General features: G+C 67.8%; 19 protein-coding genes and 1 tRNA gene. 9 read left to right on the top strand and 11 right to left on the bottom strand.

Annotated elements, in window-relative coordinates:
* Positions 1-52: 52 nt before the first annotated feature.
* The 5 genes from ACEN8G_RS09470 to ACEN8G_RS09450 all read right to left on the bottom strand — a co-directional run bounded on the left by ACEN8G_RS09470 (position 53) and on the right by ACEN8G_RS09450 (position 4,734).
* On the bottom strand, positions 53-1,087 hold the full coding sequence (locus ACEN8G_RS09470) for a 2-oxoacid:ferredoxin oxidoreductase subunit beta (protein ID WP_413415362.1): 1,035 nt from the start codon (positions 1,085-1,087) through the stop codon (positions 53-55).
* Positions 1,084-1,254 carry a CPCC family cysteine-rich protein gene (locus tag ACEN8G_RS09465; protein ID WP_413415361.1) on the bottom strand — a complete coding sequence of 57 codons (171 nt, stop codon included), beginning with the start codon at positions 1,252-1,254 and terminating at the stop codon, positions 1,084-1,086. The genes ACEN8G_RS09470 and ACEN8G_RS09465 overlap by 4 nt, the downstream gene beginning before the upstream one ends.
* Positions 1,255-1,279: 25 nt before the next feature.
* Positions 1,280-1,750 (bottom strand): hypothetical protein, encoded by a 471-nt coding sequence (locus tag ACEN8G_RS09460; RefSeq protein WP_413415360.1) that lies wholly within the window; start codon positions 1,748-1,750, stop codon positions 1,280-1,282.
* Between the two features lie 74 nt (positions 1,751-1,824).
* A complete protein-coding gene (locus ACEN8G_RS09455; protein ID WP_413415359.1) occupies positions 1,825-3,768 on the bottom strand; it encodes a 2-oxoacid:acceptor oxidoreductase subunit alpha in 1,944 nt (647 codons plus the stop codon).
* Positions 3,769-3,819: 51 nt separating this feature from the next.
* A complete protein-coding gene (locus ACEN8G_RS09450; protein WP_413415396.1) occupies positions 3,820-4,734 on the bottom strand; it encodes a histone deacetylase in 915 nt (304 codons plus the stop codon).
* A 172-nt stretch (positions 4,735-4,906) separates the two neighbouring features.
* On the opposite strand from ACEN8G_RS09450, the gene ACEN8G_RS09445 reads away from it, so the two are divergent.
* From ACEN8G_RS09445 to ACEN8G_RS09415, 7 genes are all read left to right on the top strand, one after another.
* On the top strand, positions 4,907-5,386 hold the full coding sequence (locus ACEN8G_RS09445; RefSeq protein ID WP_413416536.1) for an RNA pyrophosphohydrolase: 480 nt from the start codon (positions 4,907-4,909) through the stop codon (positions 5,384-5,386).
* A 45-nt stretch (positions 5,387-5,431) separates the two neighbouring features.
* Positions 5,432-6,367, top strand: coding sequence for a YdiY family protein (locus tag ACEN8G_RS09440; RefSeq protein WP_413416535.1), 936 nt, complete (start codon positions 5,432-5,434; stop codon positions 6,365-6,367).
* A 157-nt stretch (positions 6,368-6,524) separates the two neighbouring features.
* Positions 6,525-7,733, top strand: coding sequence for a hydrolase (locus tag ACEN8G_RS09435; RefSeq protein ID WP_413416534.1), 1,209 nt, complete (start codon positions 6,525-6,527; stop codon positions 7,731-7,733).
* Positions 7,730-8,740, top strand: a complete 1,011-nt coding sequence (locus ACEN8G_RS09430) for an arginine N-succinyltransferase (protein WP_413416533.1) — start codon at positions 7,730-7,732, stop codon at positions 8,738-8,740. The genes ACEN8G_RS09435 and ACEN8G_RS09430 overlap by 4 nt, the downstream gene beginning before the upstream one ends.
* Entirely contained in the window at positions 8,740-9,999 is a 1,260-nt protein-coding gene (locus tag ACEN8G_RS09425; protein ID WP_413416532.1) for an N-succinylarginine dihydrolase, read from the top strand. Before ACEN8G_RS09430 ends, ACEN8G_RS09425 begins: the two co-directional genes overlap by 1 nt.
* A gap of 51 nt (positions 10,000-10,050) precedes the next feature.
* A complete protein-coding gene (locus ACEN8G_RS09420) occupies positions 10,051-10,263 on the top strand; it encodes a hypothetical protein (RefSeq protein ID WP_413416531.1) in 213 nt (70 codons plus the stop codon).
* Between the two features lie 69 nt (positions 10,264-10,332).
* Positions 10,333-11,634, top strand: a complete 1,302-nt coding sequence (locus tag ACEN8G_RS09415) for a sensor histidine kinase (RefSeq protein ID WP_413416530.1) — start codon at positions 10,333-10,335, stop codon at positions 11,632-11,634.
* Positions 11,635-11,786: 152 nt separating this feature from the next.
* Here ACEN8G_RS09415 and ACEN8G_RS09410 read toward each other — a convergent pair.
* Positions 11,787-11,863 (bottom strand) — tRNA-Arg (locus ACEN8G_RS09410).
* Positions 11,864-11,945: 82 nt separating this feature from the next.
* On the opposite strand from ACEN8G_RS09410, the gene ACEN8G_RS09405 reads away from it, so the two are divergent.
* The gene (locus ACEN8G_RS09405; protein ID WP_413416529.1) at positions 11,946-12,443 is read left to right on the top strand and encodes a hypothetical protein; all 498 of its coding nucleotides are present in this window, start codon (positions 11,946-11,948) and stop codon (positions 12,441-12,443) included.
* Positions 12,444-12,447: 4 nt separating this feature from the next.
* Here the strand turns inward: ACEN8G_RS09405 and ACEN8G_RS09400 are convergent, their stop codons facing one another.
* Complete coding sequence (locus ACEN8G_RS09400; protein WP_413416528.1) at positions 12,448-14,730, bottom strand: fused MFS/spermidine synthase; 2,283 nt, start codon at positions 14,728-14,730, stop codon at positions 12,448-12,450.
* Positions 14,731-15,144: 414 nt separating this feature from the next.
* On the opposite strand from ACEN8G_RS09400, the gene ACEN8G_RS09395 reads away from it, so the two are divergent.
* A complete protein-coding gene (locus tag ACEN8G_RS09395; RefSeq protein ID WP_413416527.1) occupies positions 15,145-16,278 on the top strand; it encodes an FAD-dependent oxidoreductase in 1,134 nt (377 codons plus the stop codon).
* Here the strand turns inward: ACEN8G_RS09395 and ACEN8G_RS09390 are convergent.
* Genes ACEN8G_RS09390 through ACEN8G_RS09375 form a run of 4 tightly spaced genes read right to left on the bottom strand, consistent with a single transcriptional unit; the run spans position 16,250 to position 17,848 of the window.
* Complete coding sequence (locus ACEN8G_RS09390) at positions 16,250-16,393, bottom strand: hypothetical protein (RefSeq protein ID WP_413416526.1); 144 nt, start codon at positions 16,391-16,393, stop codon at positions 16,250-16,252. The two genes, ACEN8G_RS09395 and ACEN8G_RS09390, sit on opposite strands and share 29 nt — an antisense overlap.
* Positions 16,390-16,776, bottom strand: a complete 387-nt coding sequence (locus ACEN8G_RS09385; protein ID WP_413416525.1) for a GNAT family N-acetyltransferase — start codon at positions 16,774-16,776, stop codon at positions 16,390-16,392. The genes ACEN8G_RS09390 and ACEN8G_RS09385 overlap by 4 nt, the downstream gene beginning before the upstream one ends.
* Complete coding sequence (locus ACEN8G_RS09380) at positions 16,773-17,315, bottom strand: GNAT family N-acetyltransferase (RefSeq protein ID WP_413416524.1); 543 nt, start codon at positions 17,313-17,315, stop codon at positions 16,773-16,775. The genes ACEN8G_RS09385 and ACEN8G_RS09380 overlap by 4 nt, the downstream gene beginning before the upstream one ends.
* Positions 17,312-17,848, bottom strand: coding sequence for a GNAT family N-acetyltransferase (locus tag ACEN8G_RS09375; RefSeq protein ID WP_413416523.1), 537 nt, complete (start codon positions 17,846-17,848; stop codon positions 17,312-17,314). Before ACEN8G_RS09375 ends, ACEN8G_RS09380 begins: the two co-directional genes overlap by 4 nt.
* Positions 17,849-17,868: the final 20 nt, after the last annotated feature.

Raw genomic sequence — 17,868 nt, 5'->3', positions numbered from 1 at the left:
GAACGGCGCGATAGGCCAGTCCGCCCGCAATGCAAGCCGATAGCGACGGGCGTCAGAGCTTGTGCGGTTCCTTGTCGACCATCCAGGTCTGGCCCTTCGACACCAGCTTCTGGAGGTCGGCCGTCTTGCCTTCGCTCGCCGCCCTGTTCTGCGCGACCACCGCGCTCTCGAAGGTGGGCGCGGGATCGTCATAGAGCACGCCCAGCGCCATCGGGAACGGGCCGAAGGGCATCTCGACGAGCATATGGGCGATGGCGCGGTTGGTGACGTTGTGGACGATCACCCCTGCCCCTTCCCAATCCCCGTCGGTCACCTCGACGACCTTGAGGGTGAGGCTGTGCATGTCGAGCGTCAGGCCCCTGGTGCCGCCGGCGAAGAGCAGCGGCTTGCCGTGCTCGGCCCAGAGCTGGTTGGCCGCGGCGTTGGGCTTGGCGGTGAAGGGCTCGAAGACCTCGTCGTTATAGACGATGCAGTTCTGGAAGATCTCGACGAACGCCGCGCCCTGGTGCGCATGCGCGGCCTTGAGCACGCTCGGCAGGTTCTTGTGCACGTCGATCCCGCGGGCGACGAAACGCGCGCCTGCCCCCAGCGCGAAGGCGCAGGGCTTGGCGGGATGGTCGACCGAGCCGAACGGGGTGGAGGGCGAGCGCGTGCCTTCGCGGCTCGTTGGCGAATATTGCCCCTTGGTGAGGCCGTAGATCTCATTGTTGAACAGCAGGAACTGGCAGTTCAGGTTGCGCCGCAGCAGGTGCATCGTGTGGTTGCCGCCGATCGACAGCGCGTCGCCGTCGCCGGTGATGATCCACACGTCGAGATCGGGATTGGCGAGCTTGACCCCCGTCGCCACCGCCGGCGCGCGGCCATGGATGGTGTGGAAGCCATAGGTCTCCATGTAATAGGGAAAGCGCGACGAGCAGCCGATGCCGCTGACGAACACCGTGTTCTCGGGCGCGACGCCCAGCTCGGGCATGGTCCGCTGCACGGCTTTCAGGATCGCATAGTCGCCGCAGCCGGGGCACCAGCGGACCTCCTGGTCGGTCTCCCAGTCCTTGGGGGTGCTCGGGCGGATGGTGGTGATCTCGTTCATTGCACTCGCTTCCCCGTCGCGTGCCATTGCCGGCGCGCCTCGTTCAACGACATATGGTTGGCCCCGCCGGCATAATCGCCGTCTGCAAGCTGGACCGGGTCATTCTCCCATCCGCAGACCGGGCAGACGACATAGTCGCCGTCCTCCATCTCAGTCCTTTCGCACACGGGACAGAGGAAGACGGTCTCCATCTCAATTCGCTTCCGCGATGGAGAGTTTCTCCATCGTGATGCCCCCGAGCAGGTCTCGGCGGATGGCGTCGAAGACGCCGCGGCGGTCCTCGGTGCGGTAGATGGTGGCCAATATGGTGACGCGGACGCCGTCGATATCGGCGATCCAGCTCTGCTTGATGCCCTGCTTCGTCAGATAGTCGCCGAAGAAGTTGCGTGAAGGCGAATGGCCGTCGAGGCTGAACTTTCCTTCGAACAGCGTTTCGACCAGCCCGGCCTGGCGCGGGCCGGCGCGGCCATTCTCGGCCATGTCGGGCCAGGTCATGCTGCGCGGCGCGTCGGCAAGGACGACCGCGATTACCGGCCCCCGCGCATCCCCGCCGCGATAGGCGACCATGGGCCCGTGATAGCCGCTCGTATCGCCATCATCGCGACCCAGCCCGGCGAGTTGCGACGGCAGCGCGCCAAACCGCGCGGCAACCGCTTGCGACATTTCCGCCCGTTGCGCGATTGCGGCGGGCGCGGCGAGCAGCAGCGGCAGGGCCAGCAGCATTGGGGACCGACAGATCACGGGTTCACCGCCTCCGGGCTGGGCAGCTGGCGGTCGTCGGGCGGGAGCTCCTGGTCGAAGTCCACGCCGATATGCTGGGCGATCGCCTTTTCGATCTCGGCGATGCGGAAGGGCTGGCCCGAGACCTTGGTGAGCGACCGGGCATCGACCAGATACCGGTCGCGCAGCAAAGTCTTGAGCTGGCCGGTGTTCATTTCCGGTACGAGGATATGCTCATAACTCTTTAGCAGGTCGCCAAGATTTTTCGGTAGCGGCCAGATGTGGCGGATATGGACATGGCTGACGTCATGCCCCTTGCCTCGTGCCCGGCGCACCGCCTGGGCGATCGGGCCATAGGTCGAGCCCCAGCCGACCACGACGAGCTTGCCGCCTGCCTGGCCCTGCTCGACCGCCTGGTCTGGCACATCGATGCCCAGCACCTTGTCGCGGCGGGTATCGGTCATCGCCTGGTGGTTGGCGGGGGAATAGTCGATGTTGCCCGATCCCTGCGCCTTCTCGATGCCGCCGATGCGGTGGAGCAGGCCCGGGGTGCCCGGCTTCACCCAGGGGCGCTTGAGCTTGTCGTCGCGGCCATAGGGCTGGAATTTCTCGCCCTCGGACGGCACCTCGGTGTGGAACTGCACCGGGAAAGGCGCGTAGGCCGACATGTCCGGCACCTTCCAGGGCTCGGCGGCATTCTGGAGATAACCGTCGGTGAGCAGCATCACCGGGGTCATGTACTGCGTCGCGATGCGCACCGCCTCGATCGCGACATCGAAGCAGTCCGCGGCCGAGCGGGCGGCGATCACCGGGACCGGCGAGTCACCATTTCTGCCGTAGACCGCTTGGTATAGATCGGACTGCTCAGTTTTCGTGGGAAGTCCGGTCGAGGGCCCGCCGCGCTGGGCGTTGACGATCACCAGCGGCAGCTCGGTCATGATCGCCAGGCCGATCGCCTCGGTCTTGAGCGCAATGCCGGGACCCGAGGAGCAGGTGACGCCAAGGCTGCCGGCATAGGCGCTGCCCAGCGCCGAGGCGACCGCCGCGATCTCGTCCTCCGCCTGGAAGGTGGTGACGCCATATTCCTTGTAGCGCGACAGCGTGTGGAGGATCGCGCTGGCCGGGGTGATCGGATAGCCGCCGAAGAACATCGGCAGGCTGGCGAGTTGCGCGCCGGCGACCAGCCCCAGCGAGATCGACTCCGCACCCGTCACGGTCCGGTACAGCCCCGGCTCGGCGGGCGCGGCGGCGACCTGGCGCTGGCTGATCCCCATCGCGCCCAGCTCGGCCGTCTCGCCATAGGCGTGCCCGGCATTGAGCGCGGCGATATTGGCCTCGGCCAGCTCCGGCGCCTTGGCGAACTTGGCCTTGAGCCAGTCGACCAGCGGCTGGCGATCCCGGTCGAACATCCAGAGCGCCAGCCCCAGCGTCCACATGTTCTTGCAGCGCAGCGCTTCCTTGTTGCCGAGGCCGAAGGGCTTCACCGCATCGAGCGTGAGCTGCGAGATGTTGAGCTTGAGCAGCTGCCACTTCGCCAGGCTGCCATCCTCGAGCGGATTGGCCGCGTATTTCGCCTTGTCGAGGTTACGCTGGCCGAACTCGCCCTCGTCGGCGATGATCAGCCCGCCGGGCTTGAGCGCATCGACATTGGTCTTGAGCGCCGCCGGGTTCATCGCGACGAGCACGTCGGGCTGGTCGCCCGCGGTATCGATCTGGGCCGAACCGAAATTGATCTGGAAGGCGGAGACCCCGAAGAGCGTGCCCTGGGGCGCGCGGATCTCGGCGGGGAAGTCGGGGAAAGTGGCAAGGTCGTTGCCGGCCAGCGCGGTGGAAAGCGTGAACTGGCCGCCGGTAAGCTGCATGCCGTCGCCGGAATCACCGGCGAAGCGAACCACGATCGCTTCGGGTGCGGGATGCGCCGACGCCTCATCGGGCGTGAGCCTATGCACGGCAGTAGCCACAGCCGGTCTCCTGCAATTTTATATCGTTGCGCAGATGTCTACGCCCCAATTTCAAACCTGCAAAGCCCGGCCTGCAACTCCCTGTCCCAGCGCGAGGATCGAGGCGACGTGGCGCCGCGATACTTCGAGCGCATCCTCGCCGTAACCGCCGCCCAGAGCACTCGCGAACGGGATGCCGCGTGACGTCATGGCGCCGGAAATCCAGCGATCCCGCTCGACCAACCCGTCATAGGAAAGCGCGAGCCGCCCCAGCCGGTCACCGGCGAGCGGATCGACCCCGGCCTGATAAAGAACCAGATCGGGTGCGAAACTTTCGAGCAGCGGAAGCAGCGTGCGCTCGAGCGTTTCCATATATTCCGCGTCCTCCACCCCGTCGGGCAGCGGCACGTCGAGCGTCGAACGCGCCTTGCGGACCGGGAAGTTCTTCTCGGCATGGATCGAATAGGTCGCGATCTCTGGCCTGCCCGCGGTTAGCGAGGCGGTGCCGTCGCCTTGGTGCACGTCGCAATCGACGACCAGGATGCGGCCGACCGTCCCCTCCTCGACCAGCCGCACCGCGGCGAGCGCCAGGTCGTTGAACACGCAGAAGCCCGCGCCGGTGCTGGCGAGGGCATGATGGCTGCCGCCGGCGGTATTGGCCGCGAAGCCATGTTCGAGCGCGATCTGCGCGGCGAGCCAGGTGCCGCCGGGCACCGCCTGGGACCGGCGCGCCACCTCCGGCGTGACCGGGAAGCCGATGCGCCGCTCCTTTTCGGGCGGCACCGACGCGTTCAGCACCTGCTCGACATAGTCGGGATCGTGCACCGCCTCGAGCCAATGGCGCGGCATAGGCTCGGGCTGGTGCCAGGTGAAGGCGGCGCCTTCCGCGCGCAGCAGGTCGCGGACCAGGCCGTTCTTGTTCCACTGATACTGGCTGCGCTTCGGCGCCGGGGCGACATAATCGGGGTGGTGGACGAGGTGGATCACGCGAGGAACGTAGGTCACCCTCGCTCCTCCGTCATCCCCGCCTCTCCTCCGTCATCCCCGCGAAGGCGGGGATCCAGAGTAACGAAGCGATGACCTGCTTGGCTCTGGATCCCCGCCTTCGCGGGGATGACGAGGGTGGTTTGGCTTGCAATCCCGCGCTACGAGGCCTGCCATGACCGACATCGCCTCCCTTCCATATCGCCCCTGCGCGGGCGTGATGCTGCTCAACCGCCATGGCCAGGTCTTCGTCGGCCAGCGGCTCGATTCGGTGGTCGAGGCCTGGCAGATGCCGCAGGGCGGGATCGATCCCGGCGAAGAGCCGATCGACGCCGCCTGGCGCGAGCTTTGGGAAGAGACCGGCGTCGAGCGCCAGCATGCCGAGCTGATCGCCCAGGCCCCCGAGGAGCTGTTCTACGACCTGCCCGAGGACCTGGTCGGGCGGATCTGGAAGGGCAAGTGGCGCGGCCAGCGCCAGCGCTGGTTCCTGTTCCGCTTCCTCGGCGAAGACCACGACGTCAACATCCAGACCGCCGAGCCGGAATTCCGTGCCTGGCGCTGGGCGGAGCCGAAAGATCTCCCTGACATCATCGTTCCCTTCAAGCGTGCGCTCTATAAGGAACTGTTGACCGTCTTTGAGCAACATCTCGCCTGATCCTGCCCTATTCTGGTCCCCATGACAGCGCTACCAGCCATGCCCATGCGAGCCTCGCTTTTCGCCCTGCCATTGCTGATCGCCGCCTTGCCGGCCGCCGCCATGCCGATGGACGACGATGACAGCACCGCTGCCCTCGAAGCGGCGAATGTCTCGCCGGCGTTGAAGGCGATGCTCGAGGCCGCGATGCAGTCCGGCAACGAGAACGACGTCGCGGTCATCGTCAAATATGCCCGCGCCGCGGACCCGGAAAGCGCCGACAAGCTGGTCAAGATCGCCGCCGACTGGCGCGATTCCCGGCTGAAAAAGGCCCAGGCCAAGATCCGCAGCGCCGATTTCTTCGCGCTGGTGAAGGGCCATGCCGAGCTGGGCGGCTATGTCACCACCGGCAACACCGAGAATGTCGGCATCGCCGCGGCGATGGAGCTGAAGCGCGACGGGCTCGACTGGCGCCACAAGCTGCGCGTCCAGGCAGACTACCAGGAGAGCCTGGGCATTACCACGCGCGAGCGCTACCTCGCCGCCTACGAGCCCAACTGGAAGTTCGACGACCGCGCCTATCTCTATGGCGCCGCGCAGTATGAAAGCGACCGCTTCTCTGGCTTCAGCGACCGCGTCTCGCTGTCGAGCGGGATCGGCTACAGCGCGATCAAGTCGCCGGCGGTGAAGCTCGATCTCGAAGTCGGCCCGGCGTTCCGCTACACGCGCTTCCTCGACCAGCCGGCCGAGAGCAACGCAGCGGCGCGCGGAAGCCTCGATTTCGGCTGGAAGATCACCAAGGGCATCTCGGTGACGCAGAATGCCTCGGCCTATCTGCAGGACGCCAACAGCACCATCTCGTCCAAGTCAGCGCTGCTCACCCGACTGTTCGGGCCGCTCTCGGCGCAGTTCAGCTATTCGCTGCAGTTCGAAAGCACGCCGGCGATCGGCCGCAAGACGACGGATTCCACCAGCCGCGCAGCGCTGGTCGTCGATTTCTGACCTTCTGTTCCCCGGCCAAAGCCGGGGCCCAGGGTTTCTCTGACCTATCGCTCGCGTCTCTGGGGCCCGGCATTCGCCAGGGATCTATTCCTCCATTGCATGACTTTCCGCACTCGCCGGGGCTGACGGCAATAATATTTCGCGCTAGTCCCTCGGCATGACCGAGCTTTCCAAGATCGAACGCGCGGCAGTGGAGAGGGCCGCGGCGTCGCCGATGCTGGCGCGTACCGAGGCATGGACGGCGATCAACAGCGGCACCCGCAACATCGCGGGGCTCGCCCGCATGGCCGATGCGCTGGCCGACGCCTTCTCCGTCCTGCCTGGCCACCTCGCGCTCCTCGAGCCCGAGGCCGCCAGCAGCGTGACCGCCGACGGGCAGGTGCTGCCGCTGGCGCATGGCCACCACCTCCACCTCGCGGTGCGCCCCGACGCTCCGGTGCAGCTGCTGCTGACCGGACACATGGACACCGTCTATGGCGCCGACCATCCCTTCCAGGCGAACCACTGGCTGCCCGACGGCAACCTCAACGCGCCGGGCGCCGCCGACATGAAGGGCGGGCTGGCACTGATGCTCGCCGCGCTCGAGGCAGTGGAGGAAAGCCCGCTCGCCGCGCATATCGGCTATGAGGTGCTGATCAATTCGGACGAGGAGACCGGCTCCTTCTCCTCCGCCGGCCTGATCGCCGGCGCGGCCAAGGGCAAGGTCGCCGCGCTCACCTATGAGCCTGCCCTGCCCGACGGCACGCTGGCGGGTGCCCGCGGCGGCACCGGCAATTTCTCGATCGTGGTGCACGGCAAGTCCGCCCATGCCGGGCGCAACCCGGACGAAGGGCGCAACGCGCTGGTCGCCGCGGCCGACCTGGCGATGCGGCTCAATGACGCCAAGGCTCCCGGCCTGGCGGTGAACCCGGCGAAGATCGACGGCGGCGGTCCCAACAACGTCGTGCCCGATCTCGCTATCCTGCGCGTCAATTTCCGGCCGAAGGACGGCGAGGCGATCACCAGGGCCCGGATCGCGATTGACCAGGCCGTCGCGATCGTCTCGGTGAAGCATGACGTGCGCGTCCATGTCCATGGCAGCTTCAACCGCCCGCCCAAGCCCCTGGACCCGGGTGCTGAGAAACTGTTCGAACTGGTCAAGGCATCCGGCACGGACCTGGGCATTCCCGTCGCGTGGAAGTTCTCCGGCGGCGTCTGCGACGGAAACAACATCGCCGCGTGTGGGGTGCCGGTCGTCGACACGATGGGCGCGCGGGGCGGCCTGATCCACAGCCCGGACGAATTCCTGATCCCGGAGAGTCTGGCCGAACGCGCCGCCCTCTCCGCCGTCACCATGTTGCGTATCGCCGAAAAGGGGAAATTATGAGCTTCGTGATCCGTGCCGCCCGCGACGAGGATCTGCAGGCGCTCTACGAGATGGCGAAGCTGACCGGGGGCGGCTTCACCAATCTCCAGCCTGAGAAGGAAGTGCTGCGCGCCAAGCTCGCGCGCAGCCACGCCGCCTTCGATCGCCCCGAGGACGAGAGCGGCGACGACGTGTTCGTGCTGGTGCTCGAGAATGTCGATACCGGCGAGGTGCGCGGGACCTGCCAGATCTTCACCGCGGTGGGGCAGCGCTGGCCCTTCTATTCCTATCGCCTCGCCACCGAGACCAAGCACAGCGAGGAGCTCGGCCGCACCTTCCGCGCCGAGACGCTGAGCCTGGTCAACGACCTGGAGGGCGCGAGCGAGGTGGGCGGGCTGTTCCTCCACCCGGGCGAGCGCGCCGGCGGGCTGGGCATGCTGCTCGCGCGCAGCCGCTACATGTTCATCGCCCGCCACCGCCCGCGCTTCGCCGAGAAGATCCTGGCAGAGCTGCGCGGCGTGATCGACGAGGCGGGCGGATCGCCCTTCTGGGACGGTGTCGCCGGGCGCTTCTTCGGGATGAACTTCCAGGAGGCGGACAGCTTCAATGCGATCCATGGCAACCAGTTCATCGCTGATCTGATGCCCAAGCACCCGATCTACACCGCGATGCTCTCCGAGAGCGCGCGCGGGGTGATCGGCCTCCCCCACCCCTCGGGCCGCGCCGCGATGCGCATGCTGGAGAGCGAGGGCTTCGCCTGGGAACGCTATGTCGACATCTTCGACGGCGGCCCGACCATGACCGCGCGCACCGACCAGGTGAACACGGTACGCGATGCGAAGACCGCCAGGGTGGCGGCGATCGAGACCGGCGGCGAAGCGGCCCTGGTCGCGACCGGGCAGCTCACCGGCTTCCGCGTAACGCAGGGGCGCGTATCGGTCCGGGACGGCGGCGTGGTGATCGATCCGCGCACCGCCGAGCTGCTCGGCGTCGGGGTGGGCGACGAAGTGATGCACGTGGGGCGCTGATGCTTACCGAGATCAACTTCGACGGGATCATCGGTCCCAGCCACAATTATGCCGGGCTGAGCCATGGCAACCTCGCGGCGACGCGCAACCGGGGCGAGACTTCCTATCCGCGCGCGGCGGCGCTGCAGGGCATCGCCAAGATGCAGGCGAACATCGCGCTGGGGCTCACCCAGGGCATCCTCCTGCCCCATGCCCGGCCCGATCATCGCTGGCTTGCCGGCCTCGGCACCCGCTACGAGGATGCGCCGTCGCATACCCAGGCCCAGGCGCTCTCCGCCTCGCCGATGTGGGCGGCCAATGCCGCGACCGTCTCGCCCGCGCCCGACACCGCCGACGGCAAATGCCACCTGACCGTCGCCAATCTGGTGACGATGCCGCATCGCAGCCATGAATGGCCCGAGACGCTGGCCCAGCTCCGCCTCGCCTTTGCCGACCCCGCCTTTGTGGTGCACGGCCCGGTGCCGCCACCGTTCGGCGACGAGGGCGCGGCCAATCATATGCGGCTCGCCGCCGAGCATGATGCGCCAGGGGTGGAGATATTCGTCTACGGCATCTCCGGCGGCCCCTTCCCCGCCCGCCAGCATCCCGATGCCAGCGCGGCGGTGGCGCGGCGCCACCGGCTCGAGCGGGTGCTGTTCGTCCAGCAGTCCGAAGAGGCGATCGCCGCGGGGGCCTTCCACAACGACGTGGTCGCGGTGGCGAACGGCCGGGTGCTGTTCGCGCACGAACACGCCTTTGCCGAGAAGGACCGCTTCTACGCGGATCTGCGCGCGATGCTGCCCGAGGTCGAGATCGTCGAGGTGCCTGCCGCGCAGGTCAGCCTGGCCGACGCGATCAAGTCGTATTTGTTCAACGCCCAGCTGGTCACGCTGCCTTCGGGCGAGATGGCGCTGGTGCTGCCGGGCGAGGCACGCGACACGCCGAGCGTATGGAACTGGCTCCAGGCGCATGTCGCGGGCAATGGCCCGATCCGTCGGCTGGAGGTTGTCGACGTCCGCCAGTCGATGGCGAATGGCGGCGGGCCCGCATGTCTCCGTTTGCGCGTGGTTTGCGACGCCAGGACCGTCGATCCGCGCTTTTTGCTCAATGACGCGAAGGCGAACCGTATCGCGGCTGTCATCGAAACCCACTGGCCCGAGGCGATTCCCTTCGGCGCGATCGGCGATCCGGCGTTGATCGCCCAGGTCGAGACGGCCCGGCGCGCGCTGCTGGAGGTGTTGGACCTGTCGGATTTACTTACAGATAACCATCTCATTTAACGCGAAACTACGCATTTTGGCGGTTGGCCCGGGGCTTGCTTAACCTTTGGCATGTTCTACCGCATGGGCCGCCTGTTCACGATCAAGACCAAGTTCGAGGCCTTCCTCGTGATCTACGGCCTCGCCTGTGGCGCAACCGAGCGCGGCGTGCATTATCTCGGGAAATTTCCGGGACTTGGCGGCTGGATGCTGTTCGCGCTCTGCCCGATCGCGGTGTTCATGGCCGGCGCCAAGATACTCGACAGCTTCGATGTTCCCGATTGAGGGGGTAATTGCGTCTGTAACGGTCGGGGGGTAGGCCGGGAAGCTGGCCCGTGGGGAGGTTCTAAGCGCGTGCGTTTGTTTCCAGGTATCTTTTCCACTCTGGCGGCACAGGCGCTGCTCGCGGCCGTGGTGCCGGGCGGCCTCATGGTGTTCGTGATGCACGAAGGCCAGCAGGCCCAGCTCGCCCAGCGCGACGACGAGCGACTCGATGCCTTCGTCCAGACCGCCGCCGAGGCTGCCCGCGCCGGACGCCCGCTCGATCAGGTCGCGCATCTGCCCGGGCCGCTTGCCGGCCGCGTGCTGCTCGTCGATCCGCACGGCCAGGCGATCGCCGGCCCGACCACTTCCCTCACCCCGCGCGCCGAACGCCCCGTGGTGGTCGATGGACGCACCGTGGCGACCGCCAGGCTGGTCCGCCCGCCGGAGCTGTCCGATCAGGACCGCCGCACCCTCGCCACCCAATATATCGGCATCGCCGCGATCGTGCTGGTGCTGTTCGTGCTGTTGCTGGTGATGGCCTATGTCTTCGCCCGGCGCTGGTCCAGGCCGCAGCTCCAGCTCTACCGGATGAGCCGCGACGTGGTGAACGGCGACCTCGACCTCTATTTCGACGAGGAAGGCCCCGCCGAGGTGGTCGCGACGATGCGCAACCTCCGGCGGATCGCCAGCCAGTTCAGCCGCCTGGAGACCGCGCGTCGCACCTGGCTGGTGTCGATCTCGGGCGAGCTCAAGGGCCCGACCGAGAATATGGGCGAGCATTTCATCAAGCTGTGCGAGATGGAGCCGCCGCTTCCGCCCGAACTGATCGGCGCGATCGAGGAGGACACCCGCCGGCTGATCCACATGGCCGAGGACCTGAATGCGGTGGCGCTGGCCGATCTCGGCCGCCTGCCGGTGACCTTCGCCCCGGTCGATCCGCGCGCGCTGATCCACAACGCGATCTATGCCGACAAGAAGCGTGCCGAGGCGCAGGGCGTGCGGCTCGAGACCAGCACGCTGCCCGAATACACCGTGATCGTGAAATGGGACGGCGCGCGAATCGAGCAGCTGTTCGGCGCTCTGATCGACAATTCGCTGCGCTACACGCCCAAGAACGGCCGAATCGTGCTGGGCCTGGAAAGCTCGCGCGACGCCTGGCGCCTGATCATCGACGACAACGCCCCGGGCGTGGACGTAATGCTCGCCCAGCGGCTGTTCGAGCCCTTCTACCGTTCTTCCGACCGGGCCGACGAATCGGCGGCCTCGGGCCTGGGCCTGGCTACCGCTCGGGCGATCGTGGAGGCGCATCACGGGCGTATCGAGGCGAGCCGCTCGCCGATCGGCGGCCTGCGCGTGACCGTGATCCTGCCGGGCAATCCGCCGACCGCCTGATTCGGCTTCCGGAGCCCGAGACAGCGAAGCCCCGCCTGGCCCCGGCCCGGCGGGGCTTTTCGCATGGGATGCGTCCTGGCGGCCTTTCGCAGGGCTTCAGGAGCCGAATAAACAAAAACCCCGCTAAGCCATTGGCCTAGCGGGGTTTTCATTGGCGCGCCCGGAACGATTCGAACGTCCGACCCTCAGATTCGTAGTCTGATGCTCTATCCAGCTGAGCTACGGGCGCGCTGTGGAGGGGTGCCTTTAGAAGCGGTTTTCAGATCGCGCAAGCCGTTGCGTGCAGTTTTCCACAGGCATAAGGCGCAAACATGCGATTTATTCTGCTGCTCAGCCTCACCGCCCTCGCCGGATGCACCGAAACGACGGGGCGCTACCCCTCGCTGCTGCCCCGACCGATCGAATCGACCAGCCTTGCCGAGCCCGAGCGCCCGGTGGTGGTGGCGACGCCCGATGCGGCGCTCGACAAGCGAATCGCCGAGATCCGCGCCGGGCTCGACGCCGGGATCAAGAGCTTCACCGCCGGCGCGCAGGATGCCGAGGCGAAGATCGCCGTCTCGCGCGGCCTTCCCCAAGGCTCCGAGCCCTGGCTGCAGGCCCAGGTGGCGATGGGCCAACTCGCCGAGCTGCGCCGCCCCGCCGTCTCCGCGCTCTCCGAGCTCGAGGAGCTGGCCACCCAGCGCGGCGTGGACGGCCTGCCGCCCTATCCGGCGCTCGATGCCGCGGTGAGCGCCGCCGAGCAGGCAGCCAGCTCGCAACAGGCAAAGATCGATTCGCTCGAAGCGGCGCTGGGCGGCACCGGCAGCTGACGAATCATTCGCCCGCCAGCTCCGGGTGCAGCACCCGGAGCACGGGCACCACTGAGGCATAATCGTCGGTCCAGGGCTGGAAGGCGGGCCAGCTGCCGAGCCGCCGCCAGCCCCCGCCCCGCGCGACCAGCCGCTCCAGCACCTTCGGATCGTGGCTGAGCGCGATCCATTCCGAAGCCGATTCGGCCTCGGGCTCGACCTGGTCGACCTTGGTGCCGCCACCGAGCCTGGGCGTGGCGACGAAATGCGGCTCAGGCTCGTAGGAGAGCCGCACCGCTTTCCACCCACCGTCGCGCGCCGCCGCCGAGACTACCGGCGCCAGCGCCATGAAGCGGTTCGAGATATGGACGAGCAGCAGCCCGTTCGGCGCCAGCACGCGGCTATAGGTGGCGAAGGCCTCGCGGGTGAGCAGGTGCATCGGCACCGTGTCCGACGAGAAGGCGTCGAGCGCGAGCAGGTCGAAACCGGCGGTCTGCGATTCGGTGAGGCGAACGCGCGCGTCGCCCAGCGAGATCCGGACCTGTGGCGCGCACTGGCTGAGGAAGGTGAACTTGCCCGAATCGCGGGCGAGATGGACGATCGCCGGATCGATCTCGAAGAAGCGCCAGCTCTGGCCTGGCCGCGCATAACAGGCGAGCGTGCCGGTACCGAGGCCGACCACGCCGACACGGGCAGCGGGGCCATAGAGATCGGGCAGCGCCTGCATCGCCTGCCCCACGCCGGAGCCCGGCACATAATAGGTCGTCGGCTGGGTCGAGCGCAGGCCCTTGAGCTGGATGCCGTGGAGCGTGGTGCCATGCGCGAGCTGGCGCTCGTTGCGATAGTCGGTGACCGTGTAGACGCCGAAATAGCTGCGGGTGCGCGCATCGGTGAGCGAGAGCTGGATCGAGCGATAGCCGCCGAACAGGATCAGCCCGCCCGCCAGCGCGACGAGATAGGCCGGGCGGCGGCCGATCGCGACCAGGCCGATCGCCGCGACCAGGACGAAGGCGACCTGCTCGTGCATCTCGCCGAGCAGCTTGCCGGGGTTGGCGATGCCCATCCAGACCAGCAGCACCACGAGTGCAACGATCAGGATCGTCTTGCCACGGGTGCCGTGCCGCCAGAAGTCGCCGATCGCCGGGATCAGGAAGATCTGCGGGCAGAGCGCCCCGGCGGCGAGGACCAGCAGCGGATATTCATAGGTCCAGTCGAACAGGATCGGCGCGATCAGCCCGGCGAACACGCCGCCCAGCACGCCGCCGACCGACATGGCGAGGTAGAAGCCGGTCAGCCGGTCCGGCGCAGGCCGCAGCGCGTACATGCGGGCGTGCAGCGTCACCGAGACGGTGAAGAGCAGCAGCAGCCCGATGATCGCATTGACATAGGCGAGCTGCTGGTGGCCGGCGATCAGCGTGGCGCCGAACATCAGGATGATCACCGGGGCGAATTTAGTGAGGATACCGGGCAGCACCGCATTGTCGCGGAACGCCACCGAGAAGCTGAGCAAATAGAGGCCGAGCGGCAGCACCCAGAGCATCGGCACGGCGACGATGTCGGTGGTCAGGAAGGTCGTAGTCGCCAGCATCAGGCCCGATGGGACCAGCGCCAGCACGATCCAGTGGAGCACCCGGCGGCGCGGCGGCGCGGGCGTGTGGTGCGCGACATGCGGCTCGTCCTCGGCGCGGGGCGGCAGGCGCGAGGCGCAGCCGGCAACGAGCAGCAGGACCAGGGCATAGCCGGCGGTCCACAGCCAGCTCTGCCCCTTGAGCGCCAGATTGGGTTCGACGAGCAGCGGATAGGCGATCAGCCCGCCGAAGCTGCCGATATTGGAGGCGGCATAGAGCGCATAGGGATCGCGGCCATGGCTGGCGATGCTGTACCAGCGCTGGAGCAGCGGCGCCTGGGCCGAGATGGCAAAGAAAAGCGGGCCGATCGAGGCGACGAGCAGCCAGGGCACCCAGAGCGCGGGCTCGGCACCGCCGGGCAGTTCCATCGCGATCACGCCGATCGGCAGCCACAGCGCGGCGATAACGAGCACGGCGAGATGGATCGTCGCCTGCATCCGCGGCGGCACCCGGCCGAGCCAGTGCGCATAGGCATAGCCGCCGAGCAGCAGTGCCTGATAGACCAGCATCGCGCTGTTCCACACCGCCGGCGCGCCGCCGAGCTGGGGCAGCGCCATGCGGGCGACCATCGGCTGGACGAGGAAGAGCAGGAAGGAGCCGGCCAGGATCGCGGCGACGAACAGCCAGCGCGTGGCGCGCGCGCCGTCCCGTGTCGTCACGTCGTCGATCGCGCCCTCCATCGCCTCAGTCCCCCGCCCCGCTGTGCAGTGATTCGCCTTGCCGACGGCTGAATGACGCGCGGAAGTTTACGAACCATACGCCACGGGGGCCCCGATTCCCCTTCCCCGAAAGGCAGGCGAGGCCGGACAGGGAAAGCTGCGGGGTGCGCGATGCGATCATGCGGCGAAGGCAAGCAGAGGAAATCCTGCTAGTAAAGGGGTGGCATGCCCTGCCTTGCCAGTGCCTGGCCAGCGCGGTAGATCGCGCCGTCGCGAAAAACGACGGCCTGCGTCGCCCAGGTGCTCGCAGGCTGCCGAGTACACGCCTGCCATGTCCGCATGGCTCGGCCAGCGTCTCCAGAAGCAACCGTCCGCACTTGTCGGACTTCCGTGACCTACGCGCGCGCGTGCCGGTTGCGGCAACAGGAGCGCGAGATGCGAAATCCGATCACCATCATCGGCGCCGGCCTCGGCGGCCTCACCCTTACCCGGATCCTCCACCTGAGCGGCATCCCCGCAATCGTCTGGGAGGCGGAGACCTCGCCCGATGCCCGCACCCAGGGCGGGCTGCTCGACATCCACGAGCATAGCGGCCAGCGCGCGCTTAGGGACGCCGGGCTGTTCCACGCCTTTCGCCGGCTGATCCGTCCCAGCGAGGACGCCAAGCGCGTTGCCGACAGCCATGGTAACATCCTGCTCGACCAGCCCGGCTCGGGCCAGCGCCCCGAAGTCGACCGCGGCGAATTGCGCCGGCTGCTCCTCGACTCGCTGCCACCCGAATGCATCCGCTGGGGGCGCAGGCTCGTCTCCGCATCGCCGATGGGCGACGGGCGGCACGAGATCGCCTTTGCCGACGGCTCGCGTCTCACGAGCGACCTGCTCATCGGCGCCGATGGGGCATGGTCGAAGGTGCGTCCGCTGCTATCGGACGCCCTGCCCGGCTATACCGGCACCTGCTTCGTCGAGACGCATCTGCACGACGGCAACGGGCGTCATCGGGCCAGCATCGAGGCGATCGGTAGCGGCACGCTGATGGCGGTGGCACCGGGCAAGGGCATATTGGCACATCGCAATGCCGATGGCAGCCTGCACGTCTATGCGGCGCTGAACCGGCCTGAGGCCTGGATCGCCGCAATCGACTTCAGCGAGGCCAGCGCCGGCCTGGCCCAGATCGCCACCGAGTTCAAGGAATGGGCGCCGCAGCTGACCGCGCTGATCACCGAGGGCGATACGCCACCCCTGCTCCGGCCGATCCATGCCCTGCCGGTCGAGCATCGCTGGCAGCGGGTACCGGGTGTCACCCTGCTCGGCGATGCGGCCCACCTGATGTCGCCCTTTTCCGGCGAAGGCGCCAATCTCGCGATGCTGGACGGGGCGGAGCTGGCCCGTGCGATCGTCGCTCATCCCGGCGATACCGAGGCGGCGCTTGCAGCCTATGAGCGGGCGCTATTCCCGCGCAGCGCCAGGGTTGCCCGGGAGAGCGCGGAGAACCTGGCCCGCTTCTTCGGTGACGAGGCACCGGGAAGCGTGGTCGCGCTGTTCAGGCCGGGCGTGCGATCCGATAGGTGATGTGCGGGTTGAGCCCCTCGGGCGCATTGGGGTGGATGAAGTCCTGTTCGGGCACCCGGACCATGCCGAGCCGCTCCATCAGTCCCCAGCTGCGGCTGTTCTCGATCACCGTCATCGCCGCGACCGTCGGCGCGCCCAGATGGCTCCAGGCCAGTCGAGGCTGGCCTGGGCCGCCTCGCGCGCATAGCCCTTGCCCCAATAGCCCGGAGCGAAGCGCCAGCCGATCTCCACCTCGCCGAACAACGGCGTGCCCTCAGGGCCGGGCTTGAGCCCGCAAAAGCCTAGGAACGCGCCGTCTTCCTTGCGCGCCACCGCCCAGAAGCAATGGCCATGCGCATCGAGGATCGCGTTCTGCCGCTCCATGGCCGCGTCGGCCGCCTCGGGGCTGAGCGGGGGGCCTAGGAACTCCATCACCGCGGGATCCTGGCCCATGACGTGCCATGCCGGGCGGTCGCTGTCCTGCCAGCGGCGGAGGATCAGGCGGGTGGTCTCGATCATTGCGGGCGCTCCAGCGTGTAGACGACCTGCGCGCCGGCAGGATCGCCGGGCGGATAGCTCTGGTGGTGGAAGTCGAGGTCCGAGCGCCGGACCATGCCGAGACGCTCCATCAGGCCCCAGCTGGCCTTGTTGCCGATCGTCGTCCAGGCCCCGATCGCCGGTGCATCGAGATTGCGCCAGCCCCAGGCGATGCTCGCCTCGGCGGCCTCGCGGGCATAGCCCCTGCCCCAATGCGCTTCGGCGATGCGCCAGCCGATCTCGGGCATGCCGGCAACCTGTGCGCCCACCGGATAGTCCGAGGCGATGCGGATGCCGCAGCTGCCGATCAGCTCGCCGGTGTCGCGCAGCTCGGTCGCCCAATAGCAATGGCCGAAGCGGGCATGATCGTTCAGCCGGCGCGCGAACATCGTGTCCAGGGTCGCGCGCGGCTGGACCCCGCCCAGGTGCCGCATCATAGCCGTGGTATTGACCAGCGCGTCGAACGCCGGGCGGTCCTCCGGCACCCAGGGGCGCAGGCGAAGGCGCGCCGTCTCGATCATGCCGGGCGGTCGATCGTGTAGACGATCATCGCGCCGAAGGGATCGCCCTCGGCATAGTCCGGATGGCGGAAGTCCAGATCCTCGCGGCGGACCATACCGAGCCGCTTCATCAAGCCCCAGCTGGGCTTGTTGTCGATCACCGTCCAGGCGGCGATGCGCGGGCGGTCGGTATTGGCCCAGCCCCAGGCCATGCTTGCCTGCGCCGCCTCGCGGGCAATGCCCTGGCCCCAGAATTTCTCGCCGATCCGCCAGCCGATCTCCAGCTCCTCGGGCACCGGCGTGTTCGGATGGCCGCCGATGCGCAGGCCGCAGACGCCGGCCATCTCGCCGGTCTCGCGGATCTCGACCACCCACATGCAATGGCCGTTGCGCGCCTGCTGGTCGATCATCCGGTCGACGATCGCGTCATGCTTGGCCTGGGGCACCGGGCCACCGAAATGCTCCATCATCGCCGGGGTGTTGGCGAGGGCGTGGAAGACGGGCTTGTCCTCCTCGCGCCAGGGTCGGAGGTGCAGGCGTTCGGTGGTGATCATGTCTTCCCCTCTCCGGCCTC

Source organism: Sphingomonas sp. Sphisp66 (assembly GCF_047324325.1).
Taxonomy (GTDB): Bacteria; Pseudomonadota; Alphaproteobacteria; order Sphingomonadales; family Sphingomonadaceae; genus Sphingomonas.
Note: the sequence above shows the minus strand (reverse complement) of the source record. Positions and strands in the feature narration are given on the sequence as shown.